This window comes from Citrobacter sp. FDAARGOS_156 (assembly GCF_001559235.2).
Taxonomy (GTDB): Bacteria; Pseudomonadota; Gammaproteobacteria; order Enterobacterales; family Enterobacteriaceae; genus Citrobacter; species Citrobacter youngae.
Window position 1 is genome coordinate 2,477,741 of record NZ_CP014030.2, and the last position, 20,439, is coordinate 2,498,179.

Consider the following 20,439-nt stretch of genomic DNA (forward strand, 5'->3'; position numbering starts at 1 on the left):
AATTGAGTTCAGGAGTTACAGGTATGTTTACGGGTATTGTGCAGGGCACCGCGAAACTGGTGTCGATTGATGAAAAACCGAATTTTCGCACACATGTAGTGGAGTTACCTGAATACATGTTGGATGGGCTGGAGACCGGCGCATCGGTAGCACACAACGGCTGTTGTCTGACAGTGACCGAAATTAACGGTAACCAGATAAGCTTCGATCTGATGAAAGAGACGCTGCGAATCACCAATCTGGGTGACCTGAAGGTCGGCGATTTGGTCAACGTTGAGCGCGCAGCAAAATTCAGCGATGAAATTGGCGGACATTTAATGTCAGGCCATATTATGACTACCGCCGAGGTATCGAAAATTCTGACCTCAGAAAACAACCGCCAGGTGTGGTTTAAAGTTCAGGATCCGTTGCTGATGAAATATATCCTGTACAAAGGATTTATCGGTATTGACGGTATTAGCCTGACGGTTGGCGAAGTCACACCGACACGCTTTTGCGTGCATTTGATTCCGGAAACCTTGGAACGTACAACGCTGGGCAAGAAAAAACTGGGTGCGCGAGTCAATATCGAAATCGACCCGCAAACACAGGCTGTTGTTGATACGGTTGAACGTGTATTGGCCGCGCGTGAAAGCGCTATGAGCAACGTTACTGGCGAAGCGGGCGTTTAAGTCGGAATAAAAAGCCCCCGGTAGTTCGGGGGCTATGCTGTCTAACGGGGAACGCGGAGCCCGTGTTCAACGCCACGAGAGAACACAACCTGCCACAGCTGGATGTCGCGCGCGCGAAATGCGCCAGCACACGCATTCAGGTAATAACTGAACATCCGTTTAAAGCGTTCACTATAGTTGGCGGCAATTTCTGGCCAGGCGGTTATGAAACGCTCGTGCCAGGCCATCAGGGTAGTATCGTAATCCGCACCAAAGTTATGCCAGTCTTCCATCACGAAATGTGGCTCGCTGGCGTTGGCTATCTGGCGAACTGACGGTAAACAGCCGTTCGGGAAGATATATTTATTGATCCACGGATCAACATTATTGTCGGTTTTTTTAGAGCCGATGGTATGCAGCAAAAAAAGACCGTCTTGCTTTAAATTACGGTCAACAACGTCAAAATAGGTGTTGTAGTTTTTCGGCCCCACATGCTCAAACATACCGACGGAAACGATACGGTCAAACCGGTCATTCAGGTCACGGTAGTCCTGCAGCAAAATCGTGACATCCAGCCCTTCACAGCGCGTCTGCGCCATTTTTTGCTGTTCTGCTGAAATAGTCACGCCAGTCACGCTCACCCCGTATTGTGACGCCATGAACTGGGACAAGCCTCCCCAGCCGCAGCCAATATCGAGAACGCGCATACCTGGTTTCAATTGCAATTTATCGGCAATCATTTTTAGCTTCGCCTGCTGGGCAGATTCCAGGGTATCGGCATCTTTCCAGTAGGCGCAGGAATATTGCATGTAGGGATCAAGCATGCGGCTAAAGAGATCGTTGCCAAGATCGTAGTGTTCTTTGCCAACGACCCACGCACGTTTTTTGGTTTGTAAATTAAACAGACGGGCCGTTGCGATACGTAGCGTATCTCTGAAGTGGCGGGGAAGTTGGCTTTCAAGACCTGCACGCAGGACTTTGCTAAAAAACATATCCAGCCGATCGCATTCCCACCAGCCGTCCATATAACTTTCACCTAAACCCAACGACCCTTCCTGCAACACGCGTTTGAAAAAGTCGGGGTTTTTAACGCGAATATCTGCCGGTGCCGGGCCATTAATAGTAATGCCTGCACGGCTCAATAGCTCATTGGTGATTCGGTACCAGTCATCATCCGGTACGCTGACGTCTTCTATACATGATGAACTCATAGCTTCTCCATCACTGGTCGGTGATCAGAACCTTAAAACAGCGTAGACGCTTTTTTGGGCTTTGTGAGAAATCTCACGGAATTAATCCGCGAATCTATAATCCGACGTAGAACAGAGGAAGGGAGGAACCCTTGCCGAAAAGGCCATCCATGGAAGAACGGGAACCTGCTTGTTCCCGTTACTCTATAAATCTTATCGTTTTATTAACAACCGAAAATCAGTATAGGCCTGAATTTTTGGCTATTCAACCGAAAATTGTTAGCGGGCTAACTAAATGCCCGCAACAATGATTAATGTGACTCACCGTGTGCAACTTGCGCGCTCTCATCCGGCAAGGATGTGTTCTCAGCCTGTGACTGCATTTTGTAACCTAACGCGGCCAGCAACACTGTCGTCAGCATAACGCTGGTGGTCGTGAGCAGCGGCGTGCTGATTAACCACGAAACGACCAGGCTTGCCAGGAAGCATAACCCCAGTTGCAGCGTATTCTGCAACGCAGCGGCGCGCCCTGTTGCCTGAGGGAATGGGCGCAGCGCCTGAGCGACAACGATAGGGTAGATTGCCCCGTTCGCAATGGCCATCACGCAGAATGGGATCAGGATTTCAGCCAACGCAACGTGGTGAATAAAGCCTGTAGCCCAGGTGCCGATAACGCTAATGGCGTACAGGATAAGCAACCATGGCAGAAGCTGGCGACCCTGCCATTTTTGCAGTGCCGCGCGGCAGCCGTAACCCCCGATCAAAAATGCAATAGTTTGCGGGACATAGCTCAGACCAATCACAGCCGGGCTATAGCCCATTTCGCTAAGGATAAATGGTGAACCCGTCAGCCATGCGAAGAAACTTGCAGAACATGCTGCGTAAATCAGTACATTTCCACGGTATGCTTTGGAGCGCAGCAGCGTAGCGAACGTCAGTTTATCCTGGCTGTCGTCGCGCGCTTTTGCCGTTGGTTTTAAGCGCAGGGCCGGCAGCATCAGGATCAGGGTAATCGCAAAAAGGGTAGCAAAAATGGCCTGCCAGGAAAAATGTACCAGGATCCAACTGCCTAATAACGGTGCAAGTGCAGGGGATAATCCAACCAGCGGCATAATGGTGGCAAAAATGCGGTTTACTTTTTGTGAAGGATAATAATCGGTAACCAGCGCCTGCCAGATAACCGAAGCCGCACAGACACCAACGGCCTGAATAAAGCGTAGCACCAGTAAGCCGGTGGCGTTTTCTACCCACAACATGCCCAGGCTGCCCAGCGCGAAGATGGATAAGCCCAGCAGCAAAATAGGTTTGCGACCATAGTGGTCAGAGAGTGGCCCCCACAAAAGTTGTGCGACGGCAAATCCCGCTAAGAACAAGCTAAGGCTGGCACTCACGGCAGAGGCGGGCGTCTGTAAATCGGACTGAATAGCCGCAAAGGCGGGCAAATACATATCCGTTGCCAGAAAACCCAGCACGCTAAGACCTGCCAGCCAGACTAAAAACCCTTTTCCCGGTTGCATTATCGTTTCTCTTTTTAGCAATAGAACATTGCCGCTGAGTGTAGTGAGTGTAATTCTCGCTGTGAAACGCTAATATTTGCTTACTGATTTCAAATTTTTTGCAGGCAGAATATGTGGTCTGAATATTCACTTGAGGTGGTTGATGCGGTGGCGCGTAACGGTAGCTTTAGTTCTGCTGCTCAGGAGTTGCACCGCGTACCTTCGGCGGTAAGCTACACAGTGCGTCAACTGGAAGAGTGGCTGGCTGTGCCACTTTTTGAACGTCGTCATCGGGACGTGGAATTAACGCCTGCTGGCGCGTGGTTTTTAAAAGAAGGCCGATCTGTTATCAAAAAAATGCAGATCACCCGTCAGCAATGTCAGCAAATTGCCAACGGCTGGCGCGGGCAGTTGGCGATTGCAGTCGATAACATTGTCCGCCCGGATCGTACCCGCCAGATGATCGTGGATTTCTACCGCCATTTCGATGATGTGGAACTTCTGGTCTTTCAGGAGGTGTTTAACGGCGTCTGGGACGCGCTTTCAGATGGTCGGGTGGAGTTAGCTATCGGAGCAACGCAGGCCATTCCGGTAGGGGGGCGCTATACGTTCCGGGATATGGGAATGCTAAGCTGGAGTTGCGTGGTGGCCAGTCATCATCCGTTGGCGGCAATGCCGGGACCGCTCAGTGACGATACGTTGCGCAACTGGCCATCGCTGGTACGCGAAGACACGTCCCGTACGCTGCCAAAGCGTATTACCTGGCTACTGGACAACCAAAAACGCGTCGTGGTGCCTGACTGGGAATCATCGGCCACCTGCTTGTCAGCCGGACTCTGTGTCGGGATGGTACCGACGCATTTTGCTAAACCGTGGATCGATAGCGGAAAATGGGTGGCGTTACAGCTGGAAAATCCGTTCCCGGATGCCGCATGCTGTCTGACATGGCAACAGAACGATACGTCGCCGGCATTGAGCTGGCTGCTGGACTATTTAGGGGATAGCGAAACGCTGAACAAAGAGTGGCTGCGGGAGCCGGATGAGGCTCCCGCACAACAGTCTTAACGACGGTAATCGCGGAACGGGCCGTCGGCCACGGAGCGACGCTCTACCAGGCGTGGGTGTACCTCGATGGACTGCGATTCTTCACGTTTATTCACGATTCGGTCTAACAGCATGTTGAAGGCCGTTTCACCAAGTGAATCTTTTGGCTGATGGATGGTTGTCAGCGCAGGGGTGAAGTAACGGGCGTTGCGCACGTTGTCGTAACCGATAACTGAGATATCCTGCGGCACGCGCAGTCCCATCTCATCTGCGGCACACAGCGCACCCATCGCCATAATATCGCCACCACAGAATACGGCGGTTGGGCGATGTGACTGGGAGATGATTTGCTGCATAGCGCGGTAGCCGGATTCAGGCTCAAAATCACCCTGGACAATCCAGTTGTCAGGCACTTTAATCAGCGCTTCTTCCATCGCTTTCATGAAGCCAGCCAGGCGGCCTGCGCCGGTATTACGCTCCATAGGTCCTGGGATCACGCCGATCTCACGATGACCGCGTTCAATCAGATACCGGCCTGCCATGTAACCGCCTTCGAAAGCGTTATCAATGACGGTATCGGTAAAGTCGGCTTTTGCTTCGCCCCAGTCCATAACCACCATGGGAATATGGCGATACTCTTCGAGCATGGAAAGCAGTGATTCCGGATATTCTGAACACATTACCAGCAAGCCATCTACGCGCTTTTGCGCCATCATAGACAGATAAGCCTGCTGTTTTTCGAGACTGTTCCAGGCGTTGCCCAAAATCAGGGTGTAGCCTTTCTGGAAACAATTTTTCTCAACGGCCTCGATAATTTCGGCGAAATAGGCCGCTTCGCTGCTGGTTGCCAACAAACCGATCGATTTGGTGTGATTCACCTTCAGGCTACGTGCAACTGCGCTAGGGGAGTAGTGCAGCTCTTTGATCGCTGCCCAGACAGCGTTGCGCGTTTCTTCAGCGACAAAGCGCGTTTTGTTAATTACGTGTGATACGGTTGTAGTGGAAACGTTTGCTCGCTTCGCTACATCTTTAATAGTTGCCATTACATCTCACTCCAGACCATATCCTAAGCTCCTGAGAATACTCCAGGTAAACGTTTGCCTTCACACACCCTCAACGCAACGTCAGGGTTGCGGCACGCCGGGAAAACGACACGGAACGTCAGGAAGGGGTCAATGGCCGGTACGCTAATCAAGTAAGCGTGGAATTTTGTCTGATCTTAACGAAAAGGGGAAGAGTTAAAAGCAGTTATCAATATAAATCGTGAGAGATTTTTGCTTTCAAGTGTGTAAAAATGCGCAATATCACTTTTTGTGTGGGAATAAAAAGGAGAAAACTTGATGAGCACCGATCTGAAATTTTCGTTAGTAACGACCATAATTGTTCTGGGCCTGATTGTCGCGGGTGGCCTGACTGCAGCACTGCACTGATTTCCCCCGAGGGAGTTCGCTCTCCCTCATCCTTTCTGCTTGCCTTTTCCGTCCTATTTTTTGCAAATAAGCAAAAGTCTTTTGCAGTTTTGTTAACTTTATTAATTTTGCGATCAATGTCATGCTTTTGACTCTTATGATGTGTCGTGCCAAGGCTCGACGTTACGGAGTCGATAGATGAAACTAAATTATCCTTTACTGGCGCTGGCGATAGGTGCGTTTGGCATTGGAACGACCGAATTTTCTCCTATGGGGTTGCTACCCGTCATTGCCAAAGGCGTGGATGTATCCATTCCGGCCGCAGGGATGTTAATCAGCGCGTATGCGGTAGGCGTGATGGTTGGCGCCCCGCTGATGACATTACTGCTGTCCCATCGTGCGCGTCGCAATGCGCTTATCTTCCTGATGGCCATTTTTACGTTGGGTAATGTACTTTCGGCGATATCTCCGGATTACACGACGCTGATGCTGTCGCGCATTTTGACCAGTCTTAACCACGGGGCATTTTTCGGCCTTGGCTCTGTGGTTGCCGCAAGCGTGGTGCCCAAACACAAACAGGCCAGTGCCGTAGCAACTATGTTTATGGGGTTAACAATTGCCAATATTGGCGGTGTTCCCGCAGCAACCTGGCTTGGGGAAACCATCGGCTGGCGTATGTCCTTTATGGCGACGGCGGGACTGGGTGTTATCGCCATGGTCAGCCTGTTCTTCTCATTACCCAAAGGTGGGGCAGGAGAGCGCCCGGATGTCCGCAGCGAACTGGCGGTACTCATGCGTCCGCAGGTGTTGTCGGCTCTGCTGACGACCGTTCTGGGGGCCGGGGCGATGTTTACGCTTTATACCTACATCTCACCCGTGCTGCATAGCATTACTCATGCTACACCGGCGTTTGTCACCGCTATGCTGGTGCTGATTGGCGTTGGGTTCTCTATCGGTAACTATCTGGGGGGTAAACTGGCTGACCGTTCGGTTAACGGTACGCTGAAAGGCTTTTTACTGTTGCTGATGATTATTATGCTGGCGATACCTTTCCTTGCGCGTAATGAGCTGGGTGCGGCCGTGAGTATGGTGGTGTGGGGTGCAGCAACGTTTGCGGTGGTTCCGCCGCTGCAGATGCGTGTGATGCGCGTTGCCAGCGAGGCGCCTGGATTGTCATCGTCAGTTAATATTGGCGCGTTTAATCTGGGGAATGCCCTGGGAGCGGCGGCTGGTGGGGCGGTAATTTCCGGAGGGTTGGGCTACAGTTTCGTACCGGTAATGGGGGCGATTGTGGCGGGACTTGCGCTACTGCTGGTCTTTGTCTCGGCAAGGAAACAAGCGGAAGAAGTCTGCAACGCAACGAATTAAAAACAAAAACGCAGAAGGGAAACCCTTCTGCGTTGTCATCTTATGCTGCGAAGTTTTTCGCAACAAATTCCCAGTTCACCAGTGCCCAGAAGTGTTCCAGGTAGCCAGGACGGGCATTACGATAATCGATGTAGTAAGCATGTTCCCACACGTCAACGGTCATCAGCGGCGTCGCGTCAGTCGTCAGCGGTGTACCTGCGTTGGAGGTGGACACGATAGCCAGTTTGCCATCCGTTCCTTTGACCAGCCAGGTCCAGCCAGAACCGAAATTCTTGATAGCGGCATCGGTGAATTGTGCTTTGAAGTCTGCAAAGCTGCCAAAGGAGGCGGCAATCGCTTCGGCCAGTTTACCGGTCGGCTCGCCACCTGCGTTCGGGGCCAGGCAGTTCCAGTAGAACGTGTGGTTCCAGACCTGGGCTGCGTTATTGAATACACCACCTTCAGAGCTACGTACGATCTCTTCCAGTGATTTACCTTCAAACGCCGTGCCTTTAATCAGGTTATTCAGGTTAGTAACGTAAGTCTGGTGATGTTTGCCATAGTGGTATTCCAGCGTTTCGGCAGAAATGTGCGGTGCCAGAGCATCTTTGGCATACGGTAATGCAGGTAATTCGAACGACATTGCTTCTCTCCTTATTATTTATATTGAGTACACACAATAGCCTCATTGTGAGTAAGGATAGGGTAGCAAATTGAAAGGTTATGCAAAAGAAGAACTTACCCTACAGCATATTCTGTAGGGTAAGTTTTTAGCGAATTGTTTTCGGCGTCATTACACGGCGAGCGCCCACGTAGTGGCGTTGCCAGTAATCTTCGCTCAGAGAGGTTATTTGAATTTCCTGACCGCTGCGTGGAGACTGGATAAATTTACCATTGCCGACATAGACGCCAACGTGGTCGGCGGTACCGCGACCTTGCGTGCGGAAGAAGACCAGATCACCGTTTTTCAGTTCGCCACGTTCAATCGGCGCAGCGTCGCGCAGGTGATACATTTCATTGGCGGTACGCGGAATGCGGAACTTGACCAGATCTTTGTATGCGTAATAAACCAGCCCGCTGCAATCAAAACCGGTTCTGGGTGAGGTGCCCCCCCAACGGTAAGGTTTGCCGATTTGGTTCATCAGGGTAGACATGGCGGTTTTGGTTGCTTTCTGTACTTTCACTTTATGTACATCAGCAACGGCTGTTGGCGCAGTCGTCTTCACTTTTACGCAACGTGGCTTATGACCTTTGCGCGGGGTACATTTTTCAGTCCAGGTGACGGCGGGGGATTGTATTGCCGCTGTTTTACTACGACGGTTTGCTGTTTTCGTCGATTTTGCCGGAGTCGCTGTGCGTTTTTTGGAGGAGGAAGCCGTTTTCGTACTGGTTTTACTGGTGTTTTTTGTCGCCGTTTTCTTGTTGGTTTTTGTTGCTTTTTGGCTGGCTGTTGCGCTTTTCTTTTTATCTACCGTCTTGACGGTGTGGGAAGCGGTAGGTGTCGTCCTGGCCTGCTTGGAAGCATGAGCCATAGGCGTAAAAGGCAGTGTGGTAAAAAGTAAAGCACAGAGCGTGATCGAGATTCGGTTTATCCGCGCCACTGAGCAGTCCTCTGGTAAGGCAGGTCTATCGTGCCTGCGTGTGATTTTCAAAACTTGACGATTCTAATCTATAGAAAGAGGGAAAGTTAATAGCTTTTTTCGTTTAAAACTACGTTTCGTAACCGACCGCAAAAAAAAACAGCAATTCAGGGCGTAATTGGTGAACAGATAATCAAATCCACAGGCTTCATGCGGATAAATGAGATTGTGAATGCAACTTTTAACGACAGGCGATAAAATAATATCGCGTAATGAAAATGTTATTTTCCGTTACCTGCCTGACCCGCTACAATGTCAGACTACTGCCGTAAAAGAAGTTTAAGGAAGCAAGATAATGAGCACCACTATCGAAAAAATCCAGCGCCAGATCGCTGAAAACCCGATTCTCCTGTACATGAAAGGTTCCCCAAAACTGCCAAGCTGCGGTTTCTCTGCTCAGGCTGTGCAAGCGTTGTCCGCCTGTGGTGAACGTTTTGCTTATGTTGATATTCTGCAGAACCCGGATATTCGCGCCGAGCTGCCGAAATATGCCAACTGGCCGACTTTCCCACAGCTGTGGGTTGATGGTGAACTGGTAGGCGGCTGTGACATTTTAATTGAAATGTACCAGCGCGGGGAGTTGCAGCAGTTGATTAAAGAAACTGCTGCGAAATACAAAACCGAAGAGCCAGACGCTGAGTAATTTTAGCGGAAATAAAAAAGCGACCTGTGATGGTCGCTTTTTTTATCGGTCCGTTATGCTTCTTCGGGCATGGGAAGAGGCCAACCGCCGAGGCGTTTCCAGCGGTTAACGATTTCGCAAAACAGAACGGCTGTCCGTTCTGTGTCATACAGCGCCGAGTGCGCCTGAGTCCCATCAAACTCCATTCCTGCAGCCAGACAGGCTTTCGACAGTACTGTTTGCCCCAACGACAGGCCGCTTAATGCTGCCGTATCAAAGGTGACGAAGGGGTGAAACGGATTACGTTTCAGTGAAGCGCGTTCTGCTGCAGCCATCATAAAACTGTGATCAAATGTCGCATTGTGCGCCACCATGATAGCCCGATTACAGCCGCTATCTTTGATACCTTTACGCACCATTTTGAAGATGGCATGCAGCGCGTCGTACTCGCTGACCGCGCCACGCAGCGGGTTGCTCGGGTCGATACCGTTAAATGCCAGCGCTTCGGGTTGTAAATTCGCCCCTTCAAACGGTTCAACGTGGAAATGTAACGTCATGTCCGGCATCAGCCAGCCTTGTTCATCCATTTTCAGAGTGATGGCGGCAATTTCAAGCAGCGCATCGGTTTTGGCGTTAAATCCTGCTGTTTCGACATCAATGACGACAGGATAAAAACCACGAAAACGGTCACACAGACCGGAAAGTTGAGCGTTATCGGACATCTGGGTCTCTTAATACGGGAAAATTGCAGCGCGTATTATGGCAAAATGATGAGTATAAAACTACGGGCACAGACGATCTGCGCCCGAGGGGGGGGTTAGTCGCCCAGACCGCGGCCGGCGTCTTTTTCTTCGATCAGCTCAATTTTATAGCCGTCCGGATCTTCAACAAACGCGATCACTGTTGTGCCGCCTTTTACCGGACCCGCTTCACGCGTTACGTTACCGCCGTTTTGACGAATACGTTCACAGGCCTCTGCCGCGTTATCTACGCTCAGGGCGATATGACCGTAGGCTGTGCCCAGCTCATACTTATCGACACCCCAGTTATAAGTCAGTTCGATCACCGCTTCGCTGGTTTCCGGGCCGTAGCCGACAAAGGCCAGAGAGTACTTGTATTCAGGGTTTTCGCTGGTACGCAGCAGCTTCATGCCCAACACGTTAGTATAAAACTCGATGGAACGCTGCAGGTCACCCACGCGCAGCATGGTATGAAGTAAACGCATCTTTTTCCCCTTCGAAAATGGCTAATACATTCAAAATGTTGTTTTAGTATAGCGGCGTTGTTACGCCGCTATCAATGGCAGAACTGAGTTTGTGAGGTTACAGGGTAGGATAATCGGTATAGCCTTCAGCACCGCCGCCGTAGAAACTTTCCGCACGCTGTGGATTGAGCTCGGCTTTACGCTGCAGACGTGCAACCAGATCCGGGTTAGCAATGTAAGCACGACCAAAGGCAACAGCATCGATCAGACCTTTCTCGATCAGTGATTCGGCTTTCTCTGGCGTATAGGCGCCCGCACCAATAATCGGACTGTGGAAACGGGCGCGAACTTTCTCGCGAAACGCGTCTGAATACGGTTCGCCACCAGCCCAGTCTGGCTCGGACATGTGCAGATAAGCAATGCCGCGTTTGCCCAGTTGTTCAATCAGGTACAGAGCATCAGCCTCTTCATTCGGACCGTTGTCGACGTTCTGGAACGAGCCGATAGGGGAAACACGAATACCAATGCGATCGGCACCCCATTCTTTAATACCGGCATCAACCACTTCCAGCACAAGACGCGCACGATTTTCGACGCTACCGCCGTATTGATCGGTACGCTGGTTAGAGGTTGGCGACAGGAACTGGTGCAGCAGGTAGCCGTGGGCAGAGTGTAGTTCAACCATGTCGAAACCCGCTTCGCGCGCGTTGGCTATTGCCTGACGGAAGTCATTTACGATGCCTGGGATTTCTTCGGTTTCCAGCGCACGCGGCATTGAGGTATCGACACGTGTTGCCTGGCCATTTTCATCGCGCAGTGAGGTACGGGTACCGGCGCTAATCGCAGAAGGCGCAACCGGTGCCTGACCATTTGGCTGCAGACTGGCGTGAGAAATGCGCCCGGTGTGCCACAACTGAACAGCAATATGACCTTGCTCAGCATGTACGGCCGCAGTGATTTTTTTCCATGCGGCAATCTGTGCTTCGCTGTGTAGCCCCGGCGCCCCTGCGTAGCCTTTCGCCTGGGCGGAGATCTGCGTCGCTTCACTGATAATAAGACCTGCGCTGGCGCGTTGACGGTAATACTCGGCCATCAGCGGAGTAGGGATGTCGCCCGGCTCGATGCTGCGCAGACGCGTCAGTGGCGCCATGAATATGCGGTTCGCTGCCGTAATGGCGCCCACTTTCAGTGGGGAAAACAGTTTTTCAGATGACATGTGGCACTCCTGAATAGACCGGTCGTCTAGTAATAAAGGAAATAAAAACGCCTGTTAAACGGCAGGCGTTGTAATGATGGTTTTAACGTGCGCCAGCGCATTTTCCAACGGAGTGGCGCTACGAGAAATCTTGGCCTGGAGGTTGGCGCCCAGCCACAATGCATACAGCACCTGTGCCTGCTGTAACGGCTCGCCAACAAAGGACAGACAGTGATTGCCCCGGCCTTTCTCCAGCGCCTGCGCTAACAGCGCAATAATGTGCCGTGCACCTTTATCCATCGCTGTGCGCATATCCTCTGACAGATCGCACACTTCGGCAGACAGCTTAACGGTTAAACAGCCGCTGATAATGCCGTGCTGGCTAAACTGGTTCAGGGTTTCCTGATAGTAGGCCAGGATACGGTCGCGGTAATTCCCCGCCCCTGTAGCAAAATGCGTAGCCAGTCGCTGATGATAGGCCGCATAGTGGCGTTCCAGCATCGCGACGCCGAACGCTTCTTTCGAGCGAAAATAGTGATAAAACGAACCTTTAGGAACTTCAGCTGTTTTCAGTAGTTCGCTTAAGCCCATGCCGGTGAAGCCGCGCTGCATACACAGCAGTTCGCCGGTCGCCAGCAGATGTTCGCGTGTATCGTGTTCAGTGACTTTGTTCATGGGACGAAGTGTAATAGACCAGTCGGTCTAATGCAATAGCCCTTGCGAGAAATTCAGTTAACGTCTTCAATAGGTATATCAATCTTACTAAAGGAGGGGATGTGGCCGAACAGCTGGAGTTTTTCCCTGTCCAGAGCCCATGCCGTGGAATATGTCAGTCTGACGAACGCGGATTTTGCCGTGGCTGTTTTCGCAGTCGGGATGAGCGTTTTAACTGGCAGAAAATGAGCGATGCCCAAAAGCAGGAGGTACTGCGGCTTTGTCGCCAGCGCCTGATGCGTAAATTACGCGCAAACAAATCCAACCCGCCGGAAGAACCGCAACAACCTTCACTCTTTTAAAAGCGTAATTGCGTATACTCGATGCACATTCACTTATAAGGAAGCTGCTATGGTTCAGCGTATTACTATTGCGCCGCAAGGCCCGGAATTTTCGCGCTTTGTGATGGGGTACTGGCGCCTGATGGACTGGAATATGTCCGCACGTCAGCTAGTCAGCTTTATTGAGGAACATCTCGATCTGGGTGTCACGACTGTCGATCACGCGGATATTTATGGCGGATACCAGTGTGAGGCGGCGTTTGGCGAGGCGATGAAACTGGCACCGCACCTGCGTGAAAAAATGCAGATTGTTACCAAATGCGGTATTGCCACGACGGCGAAAGAGGAAAACGCGCTGGGTCATTACATCACTGACCGCGCCCATATTATTGCCAGTGCCGAACAGTCGCTGAAGCTGCTGGCAACCGATCATCTTGATCTGCTGTTGATCCACCGTCCCGATCCGTTAATGGATGCAGACGATGTGGCGGAAGCTTTCAAGACATTACATCATAGCGGTAAGGTGCGCCATTTTGGTGTCTCTAACTTCACCCCGGCACAGTTCTCATTGCTGCAATCGCGTCTGCCGTTTACGCTGGCGACCAACCAGGTAGAAATTTCACCGGTACATCAGCCGCTCCTGCTGGATGGCACTTTAGATCAACTACAGCAGTTGCGTATCCGTCCAATGGCCTGGTCCTGCCTCGGCGGCGGTCGCTTGTTTAATGACGATGCGTTCCAGCCATTACGAAATGAACTTGCCGTGATAGCAGAAGAACTGAATGCACAGTCCATAGAACAAGTGGTGTATGCGTGGATCCTGCGTCTGCCGTCGCAGCCACTGCCGATTATTGGCTCGGGTAAAATCGAACGTGTGCGTGCTGCAATTGAATCAGAGTCATTGAACATGTCTCGCCAGCAGTGGTTCCGTATTCGTAAAGCGGCGCTCGGTTACGACGTGCCTTAATCACGTATTCAGCGTTCCGTCGTTCAAATTTGTGCCACTGGATTACACTTATCAGTCAGACACCTGGATGACGGAGGTTGTATGAAACGTTTGAGTTTAGCCATCATCACGTTATTGGCCTGTGCAGGTGCACAGGCTGCCAGTGAGAAGGTGGTGATGAATCTGGTGACGTCACAGGGCGTTGGCCAGGAGATTGGTACGGTCACTATTGCCGAATCCGCAAAAGGGCTGGAGTTTACGCCTGATCTTAAAGCACTGCCACCGGGTGAACATGGTTTTCATGTGCATGCTAACGGCAGTTGCCAACCCGCTATCAAAGAGGGTAAAGCCTCAGCAGCAGAATCGGCTGGCGGTCATTATGATCCGCATAAAACTGGCAAGCATGAAGGTCCGGAAGGCGCAGGTCACATGGGTGACCTGCCATTGCTGGTGGTAAATAACGAAGGGAATGCGACAACGCCGGTTGTTGCGCCGCGGCTCAAAACGCTCGACGAGGTAAAAGGTAAGGCGCTGATGATCCATGTGGGTGGCGATAATATGTCCGATCAACCGAAACCACTTGGCGGCGGAGGTGCGCGCTACGCCTGTGGTGTTATCAAGTAATCAGCGACTCAGCGTGCCCGGTGGCGGCGCTTGCTCAAGTTGTGAAAGTGAGCAGTGTAGTCGCCAGATAAGGGCCGATAACTCCTGCGCTGCGGGCTGATGATGATGGGCCAGTGCATCACAGATGCGCTGGAGTTCGTTAAGCGTGGCATTCAGCGGACGTTGCTGCACGCCACGTTCACTCATCACATCGCGTAACAGTGATATACACACATCCCTGACGCGCGCCAACGGATCTGATCGTGCCTCCCAGACGCGAAGTTGCCATACCACGTGTGAGCAGTTCAGTAGCACCACTCCCCAGCGTAGTAACCAACGTCGCGCCAGTGCATCCTGGCTGTTGCTGAGCTGGCTGACATGATGATAGGTCAGTGACTCAAACTCATTTTCACTGAGTGACGGATGGCGGCTAAGTTGATCAACAAAGTTACGCCGTAACGCGCGAATATGACGGCGGCTCTTTCTCGCATCAGAACCTGGCCGCAGAATGGCAAAAGCCAGCCACGACAGAGCGACGCCCGTGATCTTCGCCGTATTGTCATTCAAAAAAACTGCAAAATCATAGACGGGAGGATTGGTCACCGCGATGAACGATCCCATAAAGACGATCAGCTGTCCCCAAAGCCCCGCCAGTTTCGGCATCTGTAATTTTAACAACTGCATGGTGGCAAGCAGTGGGAAGAGAAACAGAATGAACTGCCAGAGATCGGTAATTTGTACCATCAGACCGAATTTCACCACAAAACTGAACAGCGACAGCAGGACCAGCGTGCGCATCAGCAAAGAGAGTGATTTGAAGGGGGCTGCTACGGCGGAATACAACACGCAGCTGATGGCGGCAAGTGTCAGAGCCCCGGAGCCTGATTCCCATTGTGCGCCAATGCTCCACGCGCCGATTGCCATCAGCGTAATGAAGGTACGCAATCCGCTCCAGAGAGCCTCCGCGTTATCGGTATGACGGGCAAGACCCGGCGTGCGCTCAATATTGATATTATCGACCGTAACCCCCTTTTCCAGTAAGCGCAGATAATGGCTGCTTTTCAGATAGATACGGCAAAAATAGCGCAGACGCTGCCAGAAGGCGACGTGCCGATAGTCATGCTGATCGACGGGGCACAGCGGGGCGATAATCCGCGCGACGGCGTAGCTGTCGGTATCGGGTTTTACCAATGCGTTCAGCAACTGCTCAATGACATTCCGGGTATTTGCCGGGGGATTGGGCCAGTTCAGTAGCATCCGCCGCAGACTGGAAATTACGCTGGTCAACCGCAACTGCTGGTGTAACAACGCATTGAGCAAGGTATTTTGACGGCGAAAACGGTAGTGGCTCCAGAACGCCTGAATACGTAGCAGATTCATGGTCAGGATTTGGCCGATCACCCCTTCATGGGCGGTGCGGATAGCATCTGTGGTTTCTGGCTGCCAGAGTAAACTGGCATGCTCCAGCAAACGTGCATGCATATTTTTCAATGCGGTCAACAGCGTGGTGCCATCGGATGTACTGGGCAGGATCATCATCATCAAGCCGCCACACAGGATCCCGACAATGACTTCGCACACACGTGCCTGGGCGATATCCCACAGTTGCGTAACCTCTGTAATATGCACCATTGGAAACGCAATAATCGCCGCGGTATAGCCTGCCAGTTGAAAAGCGTAGGCCACGTTGTTGGTGAAATGCGCGCACGCCCAGGTACAAAAACCGATCCAGACTGACATGCTCAACAGAAACAGCCACGGTTCATTGAGTGTATGGCCGGCTATAATCAATGCGGCCGTTGCACCAAGTAAACTGCCCGCGATACGCCCCAGACTTTTGCTGATCACGCCACCAACGGTTGGAAAACTGACTACCGCTGCTGATGTCATCGCCCAGTAGGGTTCGTCCAGATTGAGGTAATAGGCGAAGGTTAGCGCCAGACACATCGCAATAGTATTACGCAGCGCGTAACGCCATTGTCCGCTCGTGGCTTTAAACCACGGCAGACTGGCTGGTGTCAGGCGGGGCAGTTTCATTTTTGCTGACCGATGGACACGCTACAGGTTGTCCCCGAAACCAGCGTAACATCGTGCGGAAGGGTATCAAATTCGATACGAACAGGAACCCGCTGCGCCAGACGGACCCACGGAACGTTTGGTTTGATGTCAGGAACCAGACCGGAATTGCTTTCCACGCTCTGATCATAAATAGCGCGACCAATGCTGGAAACGTGACCCTGTAACTTAATGTTGCCGCTGTAGAGAGTGATTAGAGCAGGTGCCCCGTCTTGAATATGGCGTAGCTTGGTTTCTTCGAAATAGCCCATGACATAAAAAGAGTGACTGTCGACCAGAGCAAACAGCGGTTTACCCGTTGAGGCGTAGTCTCCGGTACGGGTTGATAGATTGGTGACCCAGCCTGTGACCGGGGCTTTGACTACCGTTTGCGCCAGTTGCCACTGAGCATGGCGCAAGCTGGCCTGGGCTGCGGCAACGGTCGCCTGCATGGCTTTTACATTGAGCAGTGCACTGTCCAAATCTTCTGCCGAGATGAAATTTTGCGACAAATTGCGGCGACGTCTGGCTTCATTATCGGCTTTGGTCAGATCGGACTGCGCTTTGGCCAGTTGAGCCTGTGCATTCAGCTCAGCTATTTGGAAAGGGGTCTTGTCGATAACAAAAAGAATATCGCCTTTGTTAACCAGTTGATTATCTTTAATGTTGAGTTCACTAATGCTGCCAGAGATTTGCGGTGTGATGCTGACCTGTTCAGCGCGGACTTTTCCGTCACGCGTCCATGGAGATTGCATATAGTAATTCCACATCCACCACCCGGCGAGGACGGCGATGACAGCGACTATAATAGTGGAGAAGTATTTAATGGTTTTAAGCGACATAATCACCACGCAATCAACATGACAAAGGCCAGACACACGCAAAGCGTAAAGAGGGACAGATCCATTAACAGGGGATGCCAGATTTCGCCAGAATAGATCCAGTCGCGTAGCAGGCGATGAACAACTAGCCAGAGGATAAATCCTGCAACAAACGCCTTGAAAATAGGGGGGAAGTAGACAGATGCTCCGATCATTAAATCTTGTAGGGGCAATCCTGTTGCATTAAACATAAACTTCACGGGCAAAATCCTTGGCGAAAAGAGCGTTGCTATAGGTTTAGCAAAAAAAGGGACAATGTGTCTCTGTAACGCATAATGTCTGAAAAAATGTCATCCGGTAAGCAAATTTGGCAATACATTTGTTTTGGGAATACAAATGCTGCACACTATTCTAAAATCAGCACAATAACTTAGCAAGCTAATTATAAGGAGATGAAATTGGAATCGCCATTAGGTTCTGATCTGGCACGGTTGGTGCGCATTTGGCGTGCTCTGATTGACCATCGCCTGAAACCTCTGGAGTTGACGCAGACGCATTGGGTTACGCTGCACAACATTCATCAGTTGCCACCGGATCAATCACAGATTCAACTGGCTAAAGCGATTGGTATTGAGCAGCCTTCATTGGTGCGTACACTCGACCAGTTAGAAGAAAAGGGACTCATTTCACGACAGACTTGCGCCAGCGATCGTCGGGCAAAGAGAATTAAATTAACGGAGAAGGCCGAACCGCTGATTGCTGATATGGAAGCGGTTATCAATAAAACGCGCGGCGAAATTCTGGAAGGGATTTCCGCTGAGGAAATTGATCTGCTGATAAAACTGGTCGCCAGACTGGAACACAATATCATTGAACTGCAGTCGCAGGGCTAAAGCGATCAAAACGACGTGTGGCCAGAGGCTGACCACACGTGAATTCGATTAACGTGGAGACACGGTAACCTGGCTACCATTGTTAGCCATAACAACGCGCTGGCCCGCAGAGAATTTGGTCGCACCCTGCTTCTGAACCACCATAATGGTATTACCGTCATCCTTACGAATTTCCAGTTCTACGCCCTGGGTTTTATTCATCGCGCCTTGTACGCCCTGGCCTGCTACGCCACCAGCAACCGCACCTGCAGCTGTCGCTAATGAACGACCGGTACCGCCGCCTACGGTGTTACCGAGGAACCCACCCAGCACAGCACCACCAATAGCGCCAATCACGTTTGCGTCGTCACCACCCTGGATTTGCACCGGACGAACATGAACAATCGTACCGTAGGTAACGTTCTGAACTTGTTTCGCTTCGGATGCGGTATACACGTCACCGGAAAGGCTATCATTGTTAACGCAGCCCGCTAAAGATACGCCCATTAATGAAACAATCAGCACACGTTTAATCATTTACAAATCTCCTTTGTCACCACGAAACGCTAATAAAGCACTCCTCATGGCTAAATTATATGGCATTTGTGAGTCTAAGGTCACATGTTCTACTGGAATAATATGAAAATCTTAACCGAAATCGGGTTAACCGAGTATAAACGAATCATTCATCACGGTGATGGAATTTAGCGGTTACTGGAAAGATTAACCTGCAAAAATCATCAAGGAAGCATGGAATTAGTCGACACTTTATGGTGGAGTGTCAAGGCTAATTTGCTTAAAAGGATGACGTATGAAATCGGGCCGTTTTATCGGAGTGATGTCTGGAACCAGCCTTGATGGTGTGGATGTTGTGCTGGCGGCGATAGATGAAACGATGGTTGCGCAGCAGGCAAGTCTGACATGGCCCATCCCCGTTCATGTAAAACAGGCCATTCTGGATATTTGTCAGGGGCAGCAACTGACGCTTTCCCAATACGGTCAACTGGACACGCAGTTGGGGCGTTTGTTCGCTGATGCGGTGAACGCGTTGCTGCAGCAGGAAAAATTAAAACCGCAGGATATTGTCGCGATCGGCTGTCATGGGCAAACCGTGTGGCATGAACCGACAGGAATTGCGCCACACACGCTACAAATTGGTGATAACAACCAGATTGTAGCGCGTACCGGGGTAACGGTGGTCGGTGATTTTCGTCGGCGCGATATCGCGTTAGGTGGACAGGGGGCACCGCTGGTTCCCGCTTTTCATCAGGCGTTGCTGGCGCATCCAACGGAACGCCGGATGGTGTTAAATATTGGTGGTATTGCCAATCTGTCACTGCTCATTCCAAAACAACCGGTTCGGGGGTATGACACCGGCCCGGGCAATATGCTGATGGATGCGTGGATTTGGCGGCAATGTGGCCAACCTTATGATAAAGATGCACAGTGGGCCTGCTCGGGTACAGTGATCCTGCCACTGTTGCAAACGATGCTTAACGATCCGTATTTCTCTGCACCAGCGCCAAAGAGTACGGGGCGCGAATATTTCAATTATGGCTGGATTGAACGCCATCTGGCGCAGTTTCCGGGAATTCGCCCACGAGACGTACAGGCGACTTTGGCTGAGCTGACGGCCGTGACGATTTCCGAGCAGGTCCTGTTGAGCGGTGGGTGTGAACGGTTGATGGTATGTGGCGGCGGTAGTCGCAATCCACTTCTTATGATGCGTCTGGCGGCGCTGCTGCCAGGAACGGAAGTGACCTCCACCGATGAAGCCGGGATCAGTGGTGATGATATGGAAGCGTTAGCCTTTGCCTGGCTGGCGTGGCGTACACTCGCGGGACTGCCGGGCAACCTGCCTTCGGTGACCGGTGCATCTGAGCCAAGCGTTTTAGGGGCTATTTTCCCCGCCAATCCACGAACTCAGAGTTAACTGAAATTATTTCAGGCGCTATACCGATAAACTAGGGATGTTAGGGAGGGTGTTTTTGCCCTCCGGGACCAGGAAAGTCTTCAGGATATGGCTATGAAAAAATTGTTATTAGTGTGTCTGCCCGTATTGCTTACCGGTTGTAGTGTGTACAACCAATTTGTCGAGCGCATGCAAACGGATACGCTCGAATACCGCTGTGATGAAAAACCGCTTACCGTAAAATTGAACAATACCCGACAGGTGGCGAGCTTTGTTTATGATAATCAACTATTGAATCTCAAACAGGGTGTGTCGGCATCAGGTGCACGCTATACCGATGGTATCTACGTCTTCTGGTCTAAAGGCGACGAGGCAACGGTCTATAAACGAGACAGAATTGTGCTAAATAACTGTCAGTTACAGAACCCGAAGCGTTGA

The 20,439-nt window shown here is 51.3% G+C and carries 23 protein-coding genes and 1 pseudogene; 11 read left to right on the top strand and 13 right to left on the bottom strand.

Features of this window, described 5'->3' with window-relative positions; genetic code table 11:
• The first annotated feature begins 23 nt into the window (after nucleotides 1–23).
• The gene (locus tag AL515_RS12040; RefSeq protein WP_061067853.1) at nucleotides 24–671 is read left to right on the top strand and encodes a riboflavin synthase; all 648 of its coding nucleotides are present in this window, start codon (nucleotides 24–26) and stop codon (nucleotides 669–671) included.
• 41 nt (nucleotides 672–712) lie between these two features.
• On the opposite strand, the gene cfa is transcribed toward AL515_RS12040, so the two are convergent.
• Both cfa and punC read right to left on the bottom strand, forming a co-directional pair.
• The gene (gene cfa, locus AL515_RS12045; protein WP_061067854.1) at nucleotides 713–1,861 is read right to left on the bottom strand and encodes a cyclopropane fatty acyl phospholipid synthase; all 1,149 of its coding nucleotides are present in this window, start codon (nucleotides 1,859–1,861) and stop codon (nucleotides 713–715) included.
• A 290-nt stretch (nucleotides 1,862–2,151) separates the two neighbouring features.
• Nucleotides 2,152–3,357 carry a purine nucleoside transporter PunC gene (gene punC, locus AL515_RS12050; protein WP_048211768.1) on the bottom strand — a complete coding sequence of 402 codons (1,206 nt, stop codon included), beginning with the start codon at nucleotides 3,355–3,357 and terminating at the stop codon, nucleotides 2,152–2,154.
• Nucleotides 3,358–3,468: 111 nt separating this feature from the next.
• On the opposite strand from punC, the gene punR reads away from it, so the two are divergent.
• Nucleotides 3,469–4,401 carry a DNA-binding transcriptional activator PunR gene (gene punR / locus AL515_RS12055; RefSeq protein WP_048211767.1) on the top strand — a complete coding sequence of 311 codons (933 nt, stop codon included), beginning with the start codon at nucleotides 3,469–3,471 and terminating at the stop codon, nucleotides 4,399–4,401.
• On the opposite strand, the gene purR is transcribed toward punR, so the two are convergent.
• Nucleotides 4,398–5,423 carry an HTH-type transcriptional repressor PurR gene (gene purR / locus AL515_RS12060; RefSeq protein ID WP_048211766.1) on the bottom strand — a complete coding sequence of 342 codons (1,026 nt, stop codon included), beginning with the start codon at nucleotides 5,421–5,423 and terminating at the stop codon, nucleotides 4,398–4,400. The genes punR and purR overlap by 4 nt on opposite strands.
• Before the next feature lie 297 nt (nucleotides 5,424–5,720).
• Here purR and cydH point away from each other — a divergent pair, with 297 nt between their 5' ends.
• Both cydH and AL515_RS12075 read left to right on the top strand, forming a co-directional pair.
• Nucleotides 5,721–5,810 (top strand): cytochrome bd-I accessory subunit CydH, encoded by a 90-nt coding sequence (gene cydH, locus AL515_RS12070; protein ID WP_003029209.1) that lies wholly within the window; start codon nucleotides 5,721–5,723, stop codon nucleotides 5,808–5,810.
• Between the two features lie 177 nt (nucleotides 5,811–5,987).
• Nucleotides 5,988–7,157, top strand: coding sequence for an MFS transporter (locus AL515_RS12075; RefSeq protein WP_048211765.1), 1,170 nt, complete (start codon nucleotides 5,988–5,990; stop codon nucleotides 7,155–7,157).
• Nucleotides 7,158–7,197: 40 nt separating this feature from the next.
• On the opposite strand, the gene sodB is transcribed toward AL515_RS12075, so the two are convergent.
• Together sodB and AL515_RS12085 are read right to left on the bottom strand one after the other, a co-directional pair.
• Complete coding sequence (gene sodB, locus AL515_RS12080; RefSeq protein WP_048211764.1) at nucleotides 7,198–7,779, bottom strand: superoxide dismutase [Fe]; 582 nt, start codon at nucleotides 7,777–7,779, stop codon at nucleotides 7,198–7,200.
• A 127-nt stretch (nucleotides 7,780–7,906) separates the two neighbouring features.
• Nucleotides 7,907–8,737 carry a C40 family peptidase gene (locus AL515_RS12085; RefSeq protein ID WP_048211763.1) on the bottom strand — a complete coding sequence of 277 codons (831 nt, stop codon included), beginning with the start codon at nucleotides 8,735–8,737 and terminating at the stop codon, nucleotides 7,907–7,909.
• A 334-nt stretch (nucleotides 8,738–9,071) separates the two neighbouring features.
• On the opposite strand from AL515_RS12085, the gene grxD reads away from it, so the two are divergent.
• Nucleotides 9,072–9,419 carry a monothiol glutaredoxin 4 gene (gene grxD, locus AL515_RS12090; protein ID WP_003832760.1) on the top strand — a complete coding sequence of 116 codons (348 nt, stop codon included), beginning with the start codon at nucleotides 9,072–9,074 and terminating at the stop codon, nucleotides 9,417–9,419.
• Nucleotides 9,420–9,472: 53 nt separating this feature from the next.
• Here grxD and rnt read toward each other — a convergent pair whose 3' ends face one another.
• From rnt to AL515_RS12110, 4 genes are all read right to left on the bottom strand, one after another.
• The gene (rnt, locus tag AL515_RS12095; protein ID WP_048211762.1) at nucleotides 9,473–10,120 is read right to left on the bottom strand and encodes a ribonuclease T; all 648 of its coding nucleotides are present in this window, start codon (nucleotides 10,118–10,120) and stop codon (nucleotides 9,473–9,475) included.
• A 95-nt stretch (nucleotides 10,121–10,215) separates the two neighbouring features.
• Nucleotides 10,216–10,623 carry a lactoylglutathione lyase gene (gloA, locus tag AL515_RS12100; RefSeq protein ID WP_003029198.1) on the bottom strand — a complete coding sequence of 136 codons (408 nt, stop codon included), beginning with the start codon at nucleotides 10,621–10,623 and terminating at the stop codon, nucleotides 10,216–10,218.
• A gap of 97 nt (nucleotides 10,624–10,720) precedes the next feature.
• Nucleotides 10,721–11,818, bottom strand: coding sequence for an alkene reductase (locus AL515_RS12105; protein ID WP_061067855.1), 1,098 nt, complete (start codon nucleotides 11,816–11,818; stop codon nucleotides 10,721–10,723).
• Between the two features lie 54 nt (nucleotides 11,819–11,872).
• The gene (locus AL515_RS12110) at nucleotides 11,873–12,472 is read right to left on the bottom strand and encodes a TetR/AcrR family transcriptional regulator (RefSeq protein WP_048211760.1); all 600 of its coding nucleotides are present in this window, start codon (nucleotides 12,470–12,472) and stop codon (nucleotides 11,873–11,875) included.
• 101 nt (nucleotides 12,473–12,573) lie between these two features.
• Between AL515_RS12110 and AL515_RS12115 the strand changes: the two genes are divergently transcribed.
• From AL515_RS12115 to sodC, 3 genes are all read left to right on the top strand, one after another.
• Nucleotides 12,574–12,813 carry a DUF1289 domain-containing protein gene (locus AL515_RS12115; RefSeq protein WP_048211759.1) on the top strand — a complete coding sequence of 80 codons (240 nt, stop codon included), beginning with the start codon at nucleotides 12,574–12,576 and terminating at the stop codon, nucleotides 12,811–12,813.
• A 49-nt stretch (nucleotides 12,814–12,862) separates the two neighbouring features.
• The gene (locus AL515_RS12120; protein ID WP_061067856.1) at nucleotides 12,863–13,759 is read left to right on the top strand and encodes an aldo/keto reductase; all 897 of its coding nucleotides are present in this window, start codon (nucleotides 12,863–12,865) and stop codon (nucleotides 13,757–13,759) included.
• A gap of 81 nt (nucleotides 13,760–13,840) precedes the next feature.
• Complete coding sequence (sodC, locus tag AL515_RS12125) at nucleotides 13,841–14,362, top strand: superoxide dismutase [Cu-Zn] SodC (protein WP_005127180.1); 522 nt, start codon at nucleotides 13,841–13,843, stop codon at nucleotides 14,360–14,362.
• Here the strand turns inward: sodC and AL515_RS12130 are convergent.
• From AL515_RS12130 to AL515_RS12140, 3 genes and pseudogenes are all read right to left on the bottom strand, one after another.
• A pseudogene (locus AL515_RS12130) lies at nucleotides 14,338–16,378 on the bottom strand (FUSC family protein). The gene sodC and the pseudogene AL515_RS12130 overlap by 25 nt on opposite strands.
• On the bottom strand, nucleotides 16,375–17,238 hold the full coding sequence (locus AL515_RS12135; RefSeq protein WP_048211756.1) for an efflux RND transporter periplasmic adaptor subunit: 864 nt from the start codon (nucleotides 17,236–17,238) through the stop codon (nucleotides 16,375–16,377). The pseudogene AL515_RS12130 and the gene AL515_RS12135 overlap by 4 nt, the downstream one beginning before the upstream one ends.
• 2 nt (nucleotides 17,239–17,240) lie before the next feature.
• Nucleotides 17,241–17,477 carry a DUF1656 domain-containing protein gene (locus AL515_RS12140; protein WP_005127177.1) on the bottom strand — a complete coding sequence of 79 codons (237 nt, stop codon included), beginning with the start codon at nucleotides 17,475–17,477 and terminating at the stop codon, nucleotides 17,241–17,243.
• Nucleotides 17,478–17,669: 192 nt separating this feature from the next.
• On the opposite strand from AL515_RS12140, the gene slyA reads away from it, so the two are divergent.
• The gene (gene slyA / locus AL515_RS12145) at nucleotides 17,670–18,110 is read left to right on the top strand and encodes a transcriptional regulator SlyA (protein ID WP_019076732.1); all 441 of its coding nucleotides are present in this window, start codon (nucleotides 17,670–17,672) and stop codon (nucleotides 18,108–18,110) included.
• 48 nt (nucleotides 18,111–18,158) lie between these two features.
• Here slyA and slyB read toward each other — a convergent pair whose 3' ends face one another.
• Complete coding sequence (slyB, locus tag AL515_RS12150) at nucleotides 18,159–18,626, bottom strand: outer membrane lipoprotein SlyB (protein ID WP_003029175.1); 468 nt, start codon at nucleotides 18,624–18,626, stop codon at nucleotides 18,159–18,161.
• A 274-nt stretch (nucleotides 18,627–18,900) separates the two neighbouring features.
• On the opposite strand from slyB, the gene anmK reads away from it, so the two are divergent.
• Together anmK and mliC are read left to right on the top strand one after the other, a co-directional pair.
• Nucleotides 18,901–20,022 (top strand): anhydro-N-acetylmuramic acid kinase, encoded by a 1,122-nt coding sequence (gene anmK / locus AL515_RS12155; RefSeq protein ID WP_048211755.1) that lies wholly within the window; start codon nucleotides 18,901–18,903, stop codon nucleotides 20,020–20,022.
• A gap of 87 nt (nucleotides 20,023–20,109) precedes the next feature.
• Complete coding sequence (gene mliC / locus AL515_RS12160; protein WP_086523662.1) at nucleotides 20,110–20,439, top strand: C-type lysozyme inhibitor; 330 nt, start codon at nucleotides 20,110–20,112, stop codon at nucleotides 20,437–20,439.